We start from the raw sequence: 15,363 nt of genomic DNA, 5'->3' as shown, positions 1-15,363 counted from the left end.
GGTTGGCAGGTGCCCCGCGGCGTTCTCGGGTTTATCGCGAGCAAGCTCGCTCCTACAAGGGATCTCAGTCAGTCTGAGCGACCTTGAAGCGCTGCTCCGACGGTGTGTCGCGCTTGATCATCCGCTTCATCTTCCACTCAAACCCCAGCGTCAGGCTCACCGCCGCACACGCCAGCCCCAGCGCCAGGCCCCACCAGACACCCGTTGGCCCCCAGTCCAGGTGGAACGCCATCCACCACGCCGCCGGTGCGCCAATCAGCCAGTAGCACCCCAGGCCGACGAGGAAAGTGGTCTTGGCATCCTTGAGTCCGCGAATGCAACCCATGGCAATGGTTTGCACGCCGTCGAACAGCTCGAACCATGCCGCCACTGCCAACAGGCTCACGGCCAAATTGATGACGTCGCGAAACGCCGGGTCGTTGTGGTCGAGGAACAGGCCGACCAACTGGTTTGGCAATAGCCAGAAGACCATGGCGAAACACAGCATCGCCGCCGCCCCGAACGCAATGCCGACCCGACCGGCCAGCCGCGCATCCAGCAATTGCCCGGCGCCGTAGTGCTGGCCGATGCGCATGGTGATCGCATAAGAAATCCCCGCCGGGACCATGAACGCCACCGACACGATTTGCAGGGCGATCTGGTGCGCTCCCAACTGAGTGCTGCCCATGGTGCCCATGCACAGCGCGGCGAAGGCAAACAGCCCGACTTCCACCGCGTAGGTGCCGCCGATTGGCAGGCCCAGGCGCCACAGCTCCTTCAGGTATTGGCGGTTCAGTCGCGACAGACCCTGACGCAGCGGATAGGCCTCGTAAGCCGGATGCCGACGAATGTGCCACGCCAGCGCAAGCGCCATCAGGTTGGCGACAATCGCCGTGACCAGCCCGATGCCCATCAGCCCCAGTTTCGGCAGGCCGAACATGCCGGTGATCAACGCATAGTTGAGCAAAAAGTTGGCAACCGTCCCGCCCACGCTGATCACCATTACCGGTGTTGCGCGGCCGATGGCACTGGTGAACCCCCGCAGCGCCATGAAGCTCAGGTAGCCGGGTAGGGCGAACGGCAGGAAGATCAAAAACTGCCCGGCCATCTGGACGTTGCTTTCGGTCTGGCCGAACAGCAGCAGCATCGGTTTGAGGTTCCATAGCAGCAAACCGGCGGCCAGCGCCATCAACCACGCCAACCACAGCCCGGCCTGGGTCAGGCGAGTGGCACCGACAATATCGCCGGCACCCTGACGGATCGCCACCAGTGTGCCGACCGCCGCGATCACGCCGATGCAGAAAATCGACACGAACGAATAGGTCGCCGCGCCGAGCCCGCCACCGGCCAGGGCCTCGGGACTCAGGCGCGCCATCATCAGGGTGTCGGTGAGGACCATCAGCATGTGCGCCAACTGCGAGGCAATCAGCGGCCCCGCCAGCCGCAGGATGGCCAAGAGTTCAGTACGTGCTGGATGTTGCATGGTCATCACGCTCGATTATCAAAGGGAACAGGAAAGCACCGATTCTCGGCGCTCTGCGCAGTTTGCACAAAGGGATAAAAAGGATGGGTGGCATGATTCAAACTCATGCTGGAGAGTTTCTGCTAGGGTGGGGGAACCCAGCAGTAGGAGCTTTCCCAATGTCCCGTCGTCTTCCTCCCTTGTATGCCCTGCGCGCATTCGAAGCGGCGGCGCGGCACAGCTCGTTTACCCGCGCCGCCGAAGAGCTATCGATTACCCAAAGCGCGGTCAGCCGACATATTCGTACGCTCGAAGAGCATTTTGCCTGCCGCTTGTTTCACCGCAGTGGCCGCAACCTGCAACTGACCGAGTCGGCCCGTCTGCTGTTGCCGGGCATTCGCGAAGGCTTTACCGCCCTGGAGCGCGCCTGCAATACCTTGCGTGCCGAGGACGACATCCTGCGCATGAAAGCACCGTCGACCCTGACCATGCGCTGGTTGCTGGCGCGCCTCAGTCGCTTCCGTCATCTGCAGCCGGGCAACGAGGTGCAATTGACCAGCGCGTGGATGGACGTCGATTCGGTGGATTTCAATGACGAGCCGTTCGACTGTGCGGTGTTGCTGAGCAATGGACATTTCCCACCGGACTGGGAGGCGAGTTACCTGTTCCCCGAGGAATTGATCCCGGTCGGCGCGCCCAACCTGCGGGGCGACCAACCCTGGGATGTCGAGCGCCTGACCAACACCGAGTTGCTGCACCCCACGCCAGACCGCCGCGACTGGCGCAACTGGCTGGAGCGCATGGGCCTGGCCGATCAGGTGTCGCTCAAGGGTGGACAGGTTTTCGATACCCTGGAACTGGGGATGATCGCTGCCGCGCGGGGTTATGGCGTGTCCATGGGCGATCTGCTGATGGTGGCGGAGGATGTCGCGCAGGGACGTCTGAGTTTGCCGTGGCCGACAGCCGTAGCCAGTGGTGAGAATTATTACCTGGTCTGGCCGAAAACCCGCCCGGGAGGTGAACGTTTGCGCCGACTCAGCGATTTCCTGCAAGGCGAAGTCCGGGCCATGGAATTACCGGATGTCGAACGCCTAGGCTGAATCGACTGTCGACTATCTCTTGCATTTTCCGTCGTTTTTTTGATTTTTAAGTTTGCTGAAACGTTTCTTCATGTCTATAAAAATGGCACAAATCCAAGAAAGGCTGCTGCCATGACCCCGCTCAAACTCTTTGTTGCCCTCAGCACACTGTCCGCTGCCTCCCAAGTCCTGGCATGGGATTACGTCCTGCTCGACACCGACAAAGCCGCCCAGAACTGGCAAATCACCAGCCAGCAACTCGGCGTAAAAATCGACAAACCTTTCAGCGTGACCCTGCGCACCTTGCACGGCGGTCGGCAGGAAGGCGTCAGCATCGTCGACATCGATAACGGCACGATGAAACTTTCGGTAGTTCCAACTCGCGGCATGAACGTCCTGCAGGCCTCGGTCGGTAACGTGCGCATGGGTTGGGATTCGCCAGTCAAGGAAGTGGTCAATCCGTCCTTCATCGAGCTCAACGGCCGTGGTGGCCTGGGCTGGCTGGAAGGCTTCAATGAACTGGTCACCCGCTGCGGCTACGAATGGGTCGGCCACCCCGGCATCGACAACGGCGAACTGCTGACCCTGCACGGTCGCGCTGCCAATATCCCGGCCAACAAAGTCACCCTGCACATTGATGAAAAACCGCCGTACGCCATCAGCCTGCGCGGCGAGCTGAAAGAGCAGGCTTTCAAGAAAGTCGACTTCTCGGTCGCGACCGAACTGGTTACCGAGCCCGGCAGCGTAGCGTTCGCCCTCAACGACACCCTGACCAACAACGGCGACTATCCGAAGGAATACCAGGCGCTGTATCACAGTAACTTCAGCACCCCATTCCTGGAGCAGGGCGCCCGCTTTGCTGCGCCGGTGAAACAGGTGTCGCCGTTCAACGATAAAGCCAAAAGCGATTTGCCGGACTGGCAAACCTATCGCGGACCGACCAAGGACTACGACGAAACGGTTTACAACGTAGTGCCGTACGCCGATGCCAAGGGCGATACATTGACCGTCCTGCATAACAAGGCCGGCAGCCTGGGCGTCTCGGTCGGTTTCAACACTCAAACACTGCCCGTGTTCTCCCTGTGGAAAAACACCGATACCCAAGGCCAGGGCTACGTCACGGGGCTGGAGCCGGGAACGAGCTTTTCCTACAACCGACGGTATCAGCGGCCACTGAAGCTGGTGCCGACGATTGGGCCGAAGGAACACAAGCAGTTCCGCATCAGCTACAGCTTGCTGGCGGATAAGGCGGCTGTGGATAAGGCGTTGAAGCAGGTGAACGAGATTCAGGGTGGGCGGGAGACTGAGGTGCGGCAGACACCGCTGGTTGATCTGACCAAGGGGTGATGCCGACTAAAGCGTTGTCGGTCGGTATTGCAGCGCCTCGGCCAAATGATCACGGGTGATGCCATCGGCTCGCTCAAGGTCCGCCAAGGTGCGAGCCACCTTGAGCAGTCGATGGGCTGCACGTAGCGACAAGGTCAGTCGCTCACAGGCCGTTTCCAGCCAGGTTTCGTCAACTGTGGATAACTTGCAGTGCCTGCGCAGGCCCGGTAAATCGAGGAATGCATTGGCACAGCCCTGGCGTTTTTGTTGGCGTTCTCTTGCATTGGCAACCAGCTCGGCGGCGGTGGCTGTATCGTCGCCGGGTTTTAACGCGGGATTCAACGCCGTGGCTTCCCGAGCAACCGTCAGGTGCAGGTCGATGCGATCCAGCAGCGGCCCCGACAGTTTGTTGCGATAGCGCTGCACCATGTCCGGCGTACAGGAGCAACGACCGCTAGGCTCGCCAAGATATCCACAGGGACAGGGATTCATTGCAGCGACCAGTTGAAAGCGTGCTGGAAAGTGTACGCGGTCCTTGGCGCGGGAAATCACGATGTGGCCGGATTCCAGTGGCTCCCTCAGTACCTCCAATACCTTGCGATCAAATTCCGGCAGTTCATCGAGGAACAGCACGCCATGGTGAGCGAGGGTGATTTCGCCCGGTTGTGGTTTCGAGCCACCGCCCACCAGTGCCGGTCCTGAGGCGGAATGGTGTGGTTGTCGGAAGGGGCGCTGTGGCCAATGGCTCAGTGGCACACAACTGACAACGGATTGAATCGCTGCGACTTCCAGTGCTTCGCTCTCGGCCAGGGGTGGCAGCAGCCCTGGCAATCGGCTCGCCAATAGCGTCTTGCCTGTACCCGGTGGCCCGCTGAACAGCAGGTTATGCGCACCCGCTGCCGCAATCAGCAGCGCGCGTTTGGCCGCCATTTGCCCCTGAACTTCATTCAAATCAGGATAGGGTTTGCTGGCGTAGAGCAACCCGTTGGAAACGTAAGGTTCGATGGGTGTGTGTCCATTGAAATGTGCCACTGCCTGCAGCAGATGGTCCACTGCAATGACCTTCAACCCCGACGCCAGACAAGCCTCCTCGGCATTCGCCTGCGGCACCATCAACCAGCGCCCGGCCTTGCGCGCCGCCAATGCCGCCGGCAGCACCCCGCGGACCGGCCGCACTGCACCGGAAAGCGCCAGCTCCCCCAGGCACTCCACGTCATCCAGTGTCAACGTCGGCACCTGCACGCTGGCCGAGAGAATCCCCAGGGCAATCGCCAGATCGAACCGCCCGCCATCCTTGGGTAAATCCGCCGGCGCCAGATTCAGCGTGATCCGTCGCGCCGGAAATTGCAGTCCCGAATTGATGATCGCACTGCGCACCCGATCCTTGCTTTCCTTTACCGCCGCCTCGGGCAGGCCGACCATGGTCAGCGATGGCAAACCATTGGCCAGATGGACTTCAACAGTGACGGCTGGCGCCTCCACGCCGACCTGGGCGCGGCTGTGGACGATGGAGAGGGACATGGTCGTTCCTTGAAATTACGGGGAGCCGCTTCCTGCGGTTTTTCAAGGGTAGTCAGGAGATGAGCATTTCGCGTGGCGTGAATGAAGGTGAATTTTCGCAGGATATTGCGAGCCATCGCCGGACGGGCGGGCAGAAAAAACCGCCATTCAGGCGGTTCTTTGGTAGACAGTTTCAGGCTCTTTTACCGGCAAGTAAGCCCGGAGGTTCAAGGTCTTTGCCGTGAGCCGCAGCGACATCAAGAAATCGTTGTTGATTGGCTGAAATCTTGCCGCCTAGCCGAAGTGCTTCAGCATGATATTGAATGATGAGTAAAAGCTTGGCTTTTCGCTTTCTGTGAATCATGGACACCTCCTGTGCCTTTGCACTTCCAGTTCGACACGTTTTCCCATGGGAAGAGTGCAGCTTCCAACCACGGGAGGCAGGCAGTAATCGCAGCTGGAGTTATTGGGTCGAACCTAACCGCCTCGGTGTTGAGTTTCCTAGCCCGAGATTTACAGTCCTTGACGAACATTTTATATGCGAGCTTTCGTGCATCTGATTTGTAAGTCTGGTTTCGAAGTTCGGTGCCTTTTCCTTTTCTTCTCATTGCTAGCGTCTATCGAGTAACAAGGCGAAAAGCGTAAAGAAAAGGGTGAGGACTGATAAATCAGGCCGGAGCGCCGCTTTTTGTAGGACCCTGCCGAGAAAGATGAAGGACATCGGTGAAAGAGCGTGGATGGCCTTGCCGGATGAAGGTTGCTGCTTATGATCTCGCTGAATGCAGCCTTAGGAGGCGTGAATGAACAGGAATGGGATGCGCCCGATTCATCCTGGCGAAATTCTCAGCGAGGAGTTTTTGAAGCCACTGGGCGTTACAACCGATGCTCTGGCTCGCTCGCTGAACGAGCCAGAGGCGGAAATAAGCGATGTTATGAATCAGCGGAGCGGTGTCAGTGTTGGTCTGGCGCGAGAGCTATCCATCCACCTGAACACCACACCCGATTTCTGGCTGAATCTGCAATCGACCTACGAGTTCTACCTACGAGTTGCGCTCAGTCCAGATCGAGCGTGGTTGAACGTTAAATATTCAAGGCGACTGCAAGACGAGTGAAACCCGCTTCCACCACGGTTTTACCGGGCGTCTTGCCTGCTCCCGCTCTGTCATCATCTGCGGCACATCCTGCAACCGAATCCACGGCTGGTTGTTCCAGTGCAGCAGGCTCAACGACATTTCCGGCCAGTTGAGCAGGCTCAGTTGCGGGCGTTCGGTTGTAGTGGGGTATTGGGCATCTCGCAGGGCGGGAACGACTTCGTGGGTGAGCCATTCGCGTAAGGCTCGGTATTCGGGGCAGTAGTGATAGACCAGCAAGGCGTAGACGCCGGATTCGCTGATCAGCAGGGTGTTTTCGATGTGACCGTGGATGAGGGTTTTGGCTGTTTGGTATTGGTCGGGATCGAGTTTTCGGAGTTGGCGGTCGTTGAGGTAGATGCGTAGCAGTCGGCCTAGGTCGCGGGCGCTGAACCAGGGTTGGTTTTGTATTAGGAGGGCGTGGAGGTGGAGTTTGTGGCGGGTGAAGACGTGAGGGATTAGATAGTTTTCGTTCATGGTGCAGTTCTCAAGGTGCGATGAAGAAAACTGCCTCTGATCGTCGCCAAACGAAGAGGGTGGCAGCCATGCGGGGGTTGGCGAACCGGTAACGCACCAAACCGGCAGACCCGAAGGTCTCCCACGCATAGCCGCCATAATTCGAGATGAGAGCAAATTTCTCGGTCGAATGCGGTCGCGATGCGTTGTGGTTTTCCAGGTCGCCAAACCCGGTGCTGAGCATTCAGCTGGGGATGAGCATAGAAACCGGAGGCATTGCGACGCAATCGGACGGCGGTGTGATGTTTGTAGGATGTTGCCGGGATTGTTGCGGGGCTGAAGATCAAAAGATCGCAGCCTTCGGCAGCTCCTACAGGTGAAGCGCAAGGTCGTTCCGACCTTCAATCGCGAGCAGGCTCACTCTCACAAGGGGACTGCATTTCACATCAGAATTTATTCGGTCGGTGGATTCAGCTTCGCTTCCAGCTCCGCCACCTTCGCCTCAAGGCTCTCCAGCCGCGCCCGGGTGCGCGCCAGTACAACCATCTGGCTATCGAATTCTTCCCGACTCACCAGATCCAGTTTGCTGAAGCCGCTCTGCAGCAACATTTTGAACTGGCTTTCGATTTCAGCTTTCGGCAGTGGCGTGTCGCCGCTGAAGAGGCGGGAGGCGGTGCCGGTGAGGGCGTCGAGGAAGTCTTTTGGCGCAAGCATGGGCAATGTCCTGGAAACAATGACGGGCAGTGTATCACGCAGTGTCTATAGTCATTTGCGCGGGCAAGGGGTGCACGCTTTTCGCGCACGGGGACGGACGCTGTCGCACCGTTGTTGTGCGTATCGCGTCGGGTGTTGTTGCGAAGTAGCAGTCATCTGCGGGTAAAGGCTTGAAAACAGTAGTTTTTGTGGAGATGGCAAGCTTTCTGCTTAGACCCTGATGACCCATGCACTGATGCAGTCACTGTGACGAACGCAGTGCGCCAAGCGAAGCGGGGGAGTGTTTCGTGAGGAGCGTCGGACGGGCAGGTCAGGGCCGACGATGCGTTACAAAGCCAGGCACTGCGCTTAGACTTGAGTCGGGTTTGTTTTCCTGGGGCAAGTCCACTAATTCGGGAGAGAGTTTTCATGAAGCTAGTCACTGCCATCATCAAGCCGTTCAAGCTGGACGACGTACGCGAGTCGCTGTCCGAGATCGGCGTGCAGGGCATTACCGTCACTGAAGTCAAAGGCTTTGGTCGGCAGAAGGGTCACACCGAGCTGTATCGCGGCGCGGAATACGTGGTCGATTTCCTGCCCAAGGTGAAGATCGACGTCGCCATCGACGACAAGGATCTGGACCGGGTAATCGAGGCCATCACCAAGGCTGCCAACACCGGCAAGATCGGTGACGGCAAGATCTTCGTGGTCAATCTGGAACAGGCGATTCGCATCCGTACCGGCGAAACCGATACCGACGCAATCTAAGCCGCCACAAACCCAACGCCCCAGGAGAAAACAATATGACTCTGCGTAAATTCGCAGGGCTAGGAGCCCTGTTGTCCATCGTAATGCCCAGCCTTGCTCTGGCGGCAGACGAAGTGGCGGCCCCAGTCCTCAACTCCGGCGACACCGCCTGGATGATGACCTCGACAGCCTTGGTGCTGTTCATGACCATTCCCGGCCTCGCGCTGTTCTACGGCGGCATGGTTCGGTCGAAAAACATTCTTTCCGTGATGATGCAGTGCTTCGCCATTACCGGTCTGATCAGCGTCCTGTGGGTCATTTATGGCTACAGCATCGCGTTCGACACCACGGGCATGGAGCAGGGCGTCGTCAACTTCAACTCGTTCTTCGGCGGCATGGGCAAGGCGTTCCTCGCCGGCATCACGCCAGCCAGCCTGACCGGCCCTGCGGCGCTGTTCCCGGAGGCGGTGTTCGTCACCTTCCAGATGACCTTCGCGATCATCACCCCGGCGCTGATCGTCGGTGCATTCGCCGAGCGGATGAAGTTCTCCGCGATGCTGGTGTTCATGGGCATCTGGTTCACCCTGGTGTATGCGCCGATCGCGCACATGGTCTGGTCCGGCAACGGTGGCCTGATGTGGGACTGGGGCGTGCTCGACTTCGCTGGCGGTACCGTGGTGCACATCAACGCCGGTGTGGCTGGCCTGGTTGCCTGCCTGGTGCTGGGCAAGCGTAAAGGCTTCCCGACCACGCCGATGGCGCCGCACAACCTCGGTTACACCCTGATGGGCGCGGCCATGCTGTGGGTCGGCTGGTTCGGTTTCAACGCCGGTTCCGCCGCTGCAGCCAACGGCACCGCCGGCATGGCGATGCTGGTGACTCAAATCGCTACCGCCGCTGCTGCGCTGGGCTGGATGTTTGCCGAGTGGCTCACCCACGGCAAGCCTAGCGCACTGGGTATCGCTTCGGGCGTGGTTGCCGGTCTGGTGGCAATCACCCCGGCTGCCGGCACTGTTGGCCCGATGGGCGCGTTGGTCATCGGTCTGGCGGCTGGCGTGGTGTGCTTCTTCTGCGCCACCACCCTCAAGCGCAAGCTCGGCTATGACGATTCCCTGGACGCCTTCGGCGTGCACGGTATCGGCGGTATCCTCGGCGCAATCCTGACGGGTGTGTTCGCTGCTCCGTCCCTGGGTGGCTTCGGCACCGTGACCGACATCGCCGCGCAAGTGTGGATTCAGTGCAAAGGCGTGGGCTTCACGGTGATCTACACCGCGATCGCTACATACATCATCCTCAAGGTGCTGGATGCGGTCATGGGCCTGCGTATCAACGAAGAAGAAGAGGCGGTCGGCATCGATCTGGCGCTTCACAACGAACGCGGCTACAACTTGTAAGCAGGCGCGTAAAAAACTGCCCGGCTTGCCGGGCATTTTTTTGTCTGGAATTTGTCGTTGAAGGCTGAGCTGAAAGGTTTTTTCCTACAGGTTTTACGATGTTTACGTCGGGTGTTTTTGTGCAGCCAAAGGCTTACAGGATTGAAGGAATATTAGGGCCTTTGTTTTTTCCCAGAGCGCGCTAGAATGCGCCCCGAACGTGCGGAGAACTGTATGTGGCAACAGACTCTGATTACCTTGCGGGCGAGGCCCCGGGGCTTTCATCTGGTAACGGACGAGTTACTCGCCGGCCTGCCTGAACTCAAGGCGTGTCGGGTCGGTCTGTTGCATTTGTGGCTGCAGCATACCTCGGCGTCGTTGACCATCAACGAGAACGCCGATCCGGCGGTACGTCGCGACTTCGAACGATTTTTCAATCGTCTGATCCCACAAGGAACAGACGGCTATGAGCATAACGACGAAGGCCTGGACGACCTCCCGGCGCACTTCAAGGCCAGCGTACTTGGCTGTCAGCTCAGTTTGCCGATTGCGGCAGGCCGGTTGGCGTTGGGGACCTGGCAAGGTGTTTATCTGGGCGAGCACCGTGATCATGGCGGTGCCCGTAAAGTCCTCGCCACCGTGCACGGTGAGGAGGCATAACCGCTGGTCAGCAGCGGCCATTGAATTTTTTCCGGCAGCCTTCGACAGAGGGCAAAGCTGGGCTATAACTAATCTGCTTTTCGCAAGTCATGAGGTAGAACATGAGCGACGATGATCTGGAAAACGACGACCTCGAAGTAGGCGACGACGACGAAACCGAAGAAGGTCTGGAAGCAGCGGCGGAAGACGTCGCTGAAGACGACGGCGGTGATGCGCCGGTTCCGGCCGCCAAAGGCAAGGCCAAGGCAGCGGTATCGGTCGATGAGCTGCCGAGTGTCGAAGCCAAGAACAAGGAACGCGATGCTCTCGCGCGGGCCATGGAGGAGTTTTTGGCCAAAGGTGGCAAGGTGCAGGAAGTGGAGGCCAATGTGGTCGCCGATCCGCCCAAGAAGCCGGACAACAAGTACGGCAGCCGGCCTATCTGAGCCTGCTACCCGCTTGCTGAAAAAGCCCGCCGTCGCTGCGGGCTTTTTCATGCCTGAAACAAAAAATATGAAACCTGTGGTGATCCCACAGGTTTTTTCGTCAGGCCGACACCGAATTCCATCGCGCCAGCAACGCCGGCAAATCGGTCAGGCTGCGAATCTCCGCATCCGGCAGCCGTTCGGCTTCCCAGACCTTGCCCGCCGGGTTGAACCAGATTGCCCGCATTCCCGCCTGTTGCGCTCCGGCAATGTCATCGCCTGGATGATCGCCAATGTGCACCGCCGATTCAGCGGTCACGCCACCGCGCTGCAAGGCCTCCTGGAACAATCGTGCGTCGGGTTTGGCGATGCCGATGTCTTCGGCGCACAGCGCAAACTTGAAGTAATCCGCCAGGCCCAGCCGACGCACATCGGCGTTGCCATTGGTGACCACGCCGAGGGCGTAATGGTTGGCGAGGATTTCCAGGGTCGGTTCGACCTCCGGAAACACTTCGATCTGATGCCGGGCATGCAGGAATACTTCAAAACTCTTGTCCGCCAGATCCGAGGCTTCTGCATGGGTGTAGCCAGACTCTTCCAGTGCATGGAACAGCACCCGTCGACGCAGGGCGCTGATGCGGTGTTTAAGGCTTGGCTCGTTGCTCAATACGCGCTCACGAATGGTCCACAGATGCTCTACCGGCACCGCCCCCAGGTTGGGTGCGTGCTCGGTCAGCCACTCACGCAAAACGGCTTCGGCGCTGACGATGACGGGGGCGGTATCCCACAGGGTGTCGTCGAGGTCGAAGGTGATCAACTGAATGCTCATGAATCGTCGCCCTTAATGCGTTTGGCCCGTGGGTGGGCGCTGTCGTAGACCGTGGCCAGGTGCTGGAAGTCCAGGTGGGTGTAGATCTGCGTGGTCTTGATGTCCGAGTGGCCGAGCAGTTCCTGCACCGCGCGCAGGTCCTGGGAGGATTCCAGCAAATGGCTGGCGAAGGAGTGCCGCAGCATGTGCGGATGCAGGTTCTGCCCCAGTTCGCGCTCGCCGGCAGCCTTGACCCGCACCTGGATCGCCCGGGGGCCGAGGCGGCGACCTTGCTGGCTGACAAACACCGCATCGTCTGCCGGGTTGGCCATGGCTCGCAAGGGCAGCCACTGCTCCAGCGCTTCGCGGGCCTTTTTGCCTACCGGCAGCAGACGGGTCTTGCTGCCTTTGCCAAGCACCTGGACCATGCCGTCAGCCAGGTCGAGCTGATCGAGATTGAGCCCCGTCAGCTCCGACAGCCGCAAGCCGGAGGAGTAGAACAACTCGAGAATCGCTTGGTCCCGGCGAGCCAGAAAGTCATCCTCCACACCACCTTCCAGCAGTTGCAGGGCGCGGTCGGTGTCGAGGGTTTTCGGCAGGCGGCGTTCGCCTTTGGGCGGCGCGAGACCATTGGCCGGATCGTGGTCGCACAGGCCTTCGCGGTTCAGGTAGTGATAGAGCCCGCGAACGGCCGACAGCAATCGCGCCAGGCTACGGGACGATTGCCCCTGGGCATGCAGGCGGGCAATCAGGCTGCGCAGGCGCTGGATGTCCAGTGCCGCCCAGCTGCCGATATTCTGTTTGACGCACCAGCTCAGCACTTTATCGAGGTCGCGGCGGTAGGCCGACAGTGTGTGCGGCGACACCTGCCGCTCACTGCGCAGGTGTTCGCAGTAAGCGTCCAGTTGTCGTTCCATGTTCAGCGTACCGAGCGCAGGGAGTTGTTGACCCGTGGCAGCACGCGACCCATGACTTCAGCGATGTAGCTCAGGAACAAGGTGCCCACCGAGCTTTTGTAGTGCTGCGGATCACGGCTGGCGATGGCCAGGATGCCGTGGATGCCCTGGTGGCTGATGGCGACGACCGCGGTGGAGCCGATCTGCTTGCGCTGTTCTTCGCCGAACAGGAAGTCCAGTTCATGTTCGCGCAGGCTGCCGCTGACGCTTTTGTCTTCCGAGAGCAAACCACCAATGGCCACTTGAGCTTCGGCGTGGGTGACCCAGCGGCCCACCGGCATGGCGTTGTCGCCGAGCAGAATGAGGCTGACGAAGGGCACCTGGAATTCCTGGCGCAGGCTGTCTTCGACGCACATCACCACGTCTTCCAGGCTGGCAGCATCCATCAATGCGAGGATCAGGCGACGGGTCTTTTCGAACAGCCGGTCGTTGTCCCGGGCCACGTCCATCAAATGCGACAGGCGATGACGCAGTTCAATGTTGCGGTCGCGCAGGATGGTCATCTGACGTTCCACCAGCGACACGGTATCGCCGCGCCGATGGGGAATACGCAGGGACGGGAGCAGTTCTTCGTGCTCGACGAAGAAGTCCGGATGAGCCTCCAGGTACGCGGCTACAGCCGCCGCCTCCAGGCTTTCGGACGGTGATTCGTCAGCTTGTCGTGCGGGTACCTGAGGCTTGTCGGTCATGGATTTAGCTCACTCAAAGACGCACTTGTCCTTCATATACGCGCACTGCCGGGCCGGTCATCATCACCGGTTGGCCAGGGCCTGCCCATTCGATGGACAAGCGCCCGCCAGGCAGGTCGATCAATAGCGGCGAATCCATCCACCCCTGGCTGATCGCGGCCACTGCGGCGGCACAGGCGCCGGTTCCGCAAGCCTGGGTTTCCCCGGCGCCACGTTCCCAGACGCGCAACTGCGCGCGGCTCCGGTCGATGACCTGGAGAAAACCGACATTGACCCGCGCCGGGAAGCGCGGGTGGTGTTCGATTTTCGGCCCCAGTTCATGCACCGGTGCATTGTTGATATCGCTGACCCGCAGCACGGCATGGGGGTTGCCCATGGACACGGCGGCCAGATCGACCGGGGTGCCGTCGACGTCGACCTGATAACTCTTGGCCTGCTCCGGCGCCTGGAACGGAATATCAGCCGGCACCAGACGCGGGGCGCCCATGTTCACGCCGATCTGGCCGTCGCTACGAACGTCCAGCTCGATGATGCCGCTTTTGGTCTCGACGCGAATCAGCCGCTTTGCGGTCAGGCGCTTGTCGAGCACGAAACGGGCGAAGCAGCGCGCACCGTTGCCGCACTGTTCCACTTCGGAACCGTCGGAGTTGAAGATCCGATAGCGGAAATCCACGTCCGGGTTGCTCGGTGCCTCGACGATCAGCAACTGGTCGAAACCGATGCCGGTGTGCCGGTCGCCCCATTGCTTGGCATGCTTGGGCAGAATGTGCGCGTGCTGGCTGACCAGGTCGAGGACCATGAAGTCATTGCCCAGGCCGTGCATCTTGGTAAAACGCAGCAGCATGGTTTTACTCCGGCAGCAGGCTTTCGCCAGCAAACAACTCGGCTACCGTTTCACGGCGACGCACTTCAAATGCCTGATCACCGTCCACTAACACTTCTGCGGTACGGCCGCGGGTGTTGTAGTTGGAACTCATGACAAACCCGTAGGCACCGGCCGAATGCACGGCCAGCAGGTCGCCTTCTTCCAGCGCCAGCTGACGATCCTTGGCCAGGAAGTCGCCGGTCTCGCAGATCGGGCCGACGATGTCGTAGGCGCGGGCAGCGGAGGTGCGGGGGCGTACGGCAGTGACGTCCATCCAGGCCTGATACAGCGCCGGGCGGATCAGGTCGTTCATGGCAGCGTCGACGATGGCGAAGTCTTTGTGTTCGGTGTGCTTGAGGTATTCGACCTGGGTCAGCAATACACCGGCATTGGCGACGATGAAGCGGCCCGGTTCGAACACCAGCGCCAGGTCACGACCGTCGAGACGCTCGCGCACTGCCTTGATGTAGTCGGCAGCCAGTGGCGGCTCCTCGTCCTTGTATCGCACGCCCAGGCCGCCACCGAGATCGATGTGGCGCAGGTAGATGCCGCAATCGCCGAGGCGGTCGACCAGGCCCAGCAGGCGGTCGAGAGCGTCGATGAACGGCGGCAGGGTGGTCAGTTGTGAACCGATGTGGCAATCGACGCCGACCACTTCCAGGTTCGGCAGCTGCGCGGCACGCACGTACACGTCTTCGGCGTCGGCGATGGCGATGCCGAACTTGTTCTCTTTGAGACCGGTGGAAATGTACGGGTGGGTGCCGGCATCGACGTCCGGGTTCACGCGCAGCGATATCGGCGCGCGAACGCCCAGTTCGGCGGCGACCACCTGCAGGCGTTCCAGCTCGTCGGTGGATTCGACGTTGAAGCAGTGCACGCCGACTTCCAGGGCGCGACGCATGTCGTCACGGGTCTTGCCGACACCGGAGAACACGATCTTGTCGGCGCTGCCGCCAGCGGCCAGTACACGTTCCAGTTCACCACGGGAGACGATGTCAAAACCGGCGCCCAGACGCGCCAGGACATTCAGTACGCCCAGGTTGGAGTTGGCCTTTACAGCAAAGCACACCAGGTGCGGCATGCCGGCCAGTGCATCGGCGAAAGCCAGGTATTGGGCTTCGATGTGCGCGCGCGAGTAAACGTAGGTCGGTGTACCAAAGCGCTCGGCGATGGCAGACAGGGCAACACCTTCCGCGAACAGTTCACCGTCACGGTAGTTAAAAGCGTCCATGAGGT

Annotated in this window: 17 protein-coding genes; 7 read left to right on the top strand and 10 right to left on the bottom strand. The window is 60.1% G+C overall.

The genetic code is table 11. The annotated features are described in order from the left end of the window. Window positions 1-64: 64 nt before the first annotated feature. Window positions 65-1,462 (bottom strand): NorM family multidrug efflux MATE transporter, encoded by a 1,398-nt coding sequence (locus AC3IX1_RS27840; RefSeq protein ID WP_489386550.1) that lies wholly within the window; start codon window positions 1,460-1,462, stop codon window positions 65-67. A gap of 158 nt (window positions 1,463-1,620) precedes the next feature. Between AC3IX1_RS27840 and AC3IX1_RS27835 the strand changes: the two genes are divergently transcribed. Together AC3IX1_RS27835 and AC3IX1_RS27830 are read left to right on the top strand one after the other, a co-directional pair. Continuing rightward, window positions 1,621-2,541, top strand: coding sequence for a LysR substrate-binding domain-containing protein (locus AC3IX1_RS27835; protein ID WP_489386549.1), 921 nt, complete (start codon window positions 1,621-1,623; stop codon window positions 2,539-2,541). Window positions 2,542-2,652: 111 nt separating this feature from the next. Next, complete coding sequence (locus tag AC3IX1_RS27830; protein ID WP_489386548.1) at window positions 2,653-3,867, top strand: aldose 1-epimerase family protein; 1,215 nt, start codon at window positions 2,653-2,655, stop codon at window positions 3,865-3,867. 6 nt (window positions 3,868-3,873) lie between these two features. Here AC3IX1_RS27830 and AC3IX1_RS27825 read toward each other — a convergent pair whose 3' ends face one another. Then, on the bottom strand, window positions 3,874-5,367 hold the full coding sequence (locus AC3IX1_RS27825; protein WP_489386547.1) for a YifB family Mg chelatase-like AAA ATPase: 1,494 nt from the start codon (window positions 5,365-5,367) through the stop codon (window positions 3,874-3,876). Between the two features lie 172 nt (window positions 5,368-5,539). Beyond that, window positions 5,540-5,710 carry a hypothetical protein gene (locus AC3IX1_RS27820; protein ID WP_191624900.1) on the bottom strand — a complete coding sequence of 57 codons (171 nt, stop codon included), beginning with the start codon at window positions 5,708-5,710 and terminating at the stop codon, window positions 5,540-5,542. A 436-nt stretch (window positions 5,711-6,146) separates the two neighbouring features. Between AC3IX1_RS27820 and AC3IX1_RS27815 the strand changes: the two genes are divergently transcribed. Further along, entirely contained in the window at window positions 6,147-6,458 is a 312-nt protein-coding gene (locus tag AC3IX1_RS27815) for a HigA family addiction module antitoxin (protein ID WP_489386546.1), read from the top strand. Here AC3IX1_RS27815 and AC3IX1_RS27810 read toward each other — a convergent pair. Next, entirely contained in the window at window positions 6,435-6,953 is a 519-nt protein-coding gene (locus AC3IX1_RS27810; RefSeq protein WP_489386545.1) for a BRO-N domain-containing protein, read from the bottom strand. The two genes, AC3IX1_RS27815 and AC3IX1_RS27810, sit on opposite strands and share 24 nt — an antisense overlap. A gap of 432 nt (window positions 6,954-7,385) precedes the next feature. Then, window positions 7,386-7,646, bottom strand: a complete 261-nt coding sequence (locus AC3IX1_RS27805) for an accessory factor UbiK family protein (protein WP_046038993.1) — start codon at window positions 7,644-7,646, stop codon at window positions 7,386-7,388. Window positions 7,647-8,054: 408 nt separating this feature from the next. On the opposite strand from AC3IX1_RS27805, the gene glnK reads away from it, so the two are divergent. The 4 genes from glnK to sutA all read left to right on the top strand — a co-directional run bounded on the left by glnK (window position 8,055) and on the right by sutA (window position 10,830). Beyond that, window positions 8,055-8,393: a P-II family nitrogen regulator gene (glnK, locus tag AC3IX1_RS27800; RefSeq protein WP_002555808.1), complete on the top strand. Its 339-nt coding sequence runs from the start codon at window positions 8,055-8,057 to the stop codon at window positions 8,391-8,393. Window positions 8,394-8,428: 35 nt separating this feature from the next. Continuing rightward, a complete protein-coding gene (locus AC3IX1_RS27795; protein WP_056726351.1) occupies window positions 8,429-9,766 on the top strand; it encodes an ammonium transporter in 1,338 nt (445 codons plus the stop codon). 213 nt (window positions 9,767-9,979) lie between these two features. Further along, the gene (locus AC3IX1_RS27790; protein WP_150724915.1) at window positions 9,980-10,405 is read left to right on the top strand and encodes a secondary thiamine-phosphate synthase enzyme YjbQ; all 426 of its coding nucleotides are present in this window, start codon (window positions 9,980-9,982) and stop codon (window positions 10,403-10,405) included. A 101-nt stretch (window positions 10,406-10,506) separates the two neighbouring features. Beyond that, the gene (gene sutA / locus AC3IX1_RS27785) at window positions 10,507-10,830 is read left to right on the top strand and encodes a transcriptional regulator SutA (protein ID WP_046038997.1); all 324 of its coding nucleotides are present in this window, start codon (window positions 10,507-10,509) and stop codon (window positions 10,828-10,830) included. A gap of 100 nt (window positions 10,831-10,930) precedes the next feature. Here the strand turns inward: sutA and AC3IX1_RS27780 are convergent, their stop codons facing one another. Genes AC3IX1_RS27780 through lysA form a run of 5 tightly spaced genes read right to left on the bottom strand, consistent with a single transcriptional unit; the run spans window position 10,931 to window position 15,358 of the window. After that, window positions 10,931-11,638 carry an HAD family hydrolase gene (locus AC3IX1_RS27780; RefSeq protein WP_489386544.1) on the bottom strand — a complete coding sequence of 236 codons (708 nt, stop codon included), beginning with the start codon at window positions 11,636-11,638 and terminating at the stop codon, window positions 10,931-10,933. Then, entirely contained in the window at window positions 11,635-12,534 is a 900-nt protein-coding gene (xerC, locus tag AC3IX1_RS27775; protein WP_489386543.1) for a tyrosine recombinase XerC, read from the bottom strand. Before xerC ends, AC3IX1_RS27780 begins: the two co-directional genes overlap by 4 nt. Before the next feature lie 2 nt (window positions 12,535-12,536). Continuing rightward, window positions 12,537-13,262, bottom strand: a complete 726-nt coding sequence (locus AC3IX1_RS27770; RefSeq protein WP_015097340.1) for a DUF484 family protein — start codon at window positions 13,260-13,262, stop codon at window positions 12,537-12,539. Between the two features lie 13 nt (window positions 13,263-13,275). Next, complete coding sequence (gene dapF, locus AC3IX1_RS27765; protein ID WP_489326332.1) at window positions 13,276-14,106, bottom strand: diaminopimelate epimerase; 831 nt, start codon at window positions 14,104-14,106, stop codon at window positions 13,276-13,278. A 4-nt stretch (window positions 14,107-14,110) separates the two neighbouring features. Next, the gene (gene lysA / locus AC3IX1_RS27760; protein WP_150724920.1) at window positions 14,111-15,358 is read right to left on the bottom strand and encodes a diaminopimelate decarboxylase; all 1,248 of its coding nucleotides are present in this window, start codon (window positions 15,356-15,358) and stop codon (window positions 14,111-14,113) included. Between the last annotated feature and the right edge of the window lie 5 nt (window positions 15,359-15,363).

It is taken from the genome of Pseudomonas sp. KH_046_2, from assembly GCF_057838985.1.
This window is presented reverse-complemented; position numbering and strand designations above follow the sequence as displayed.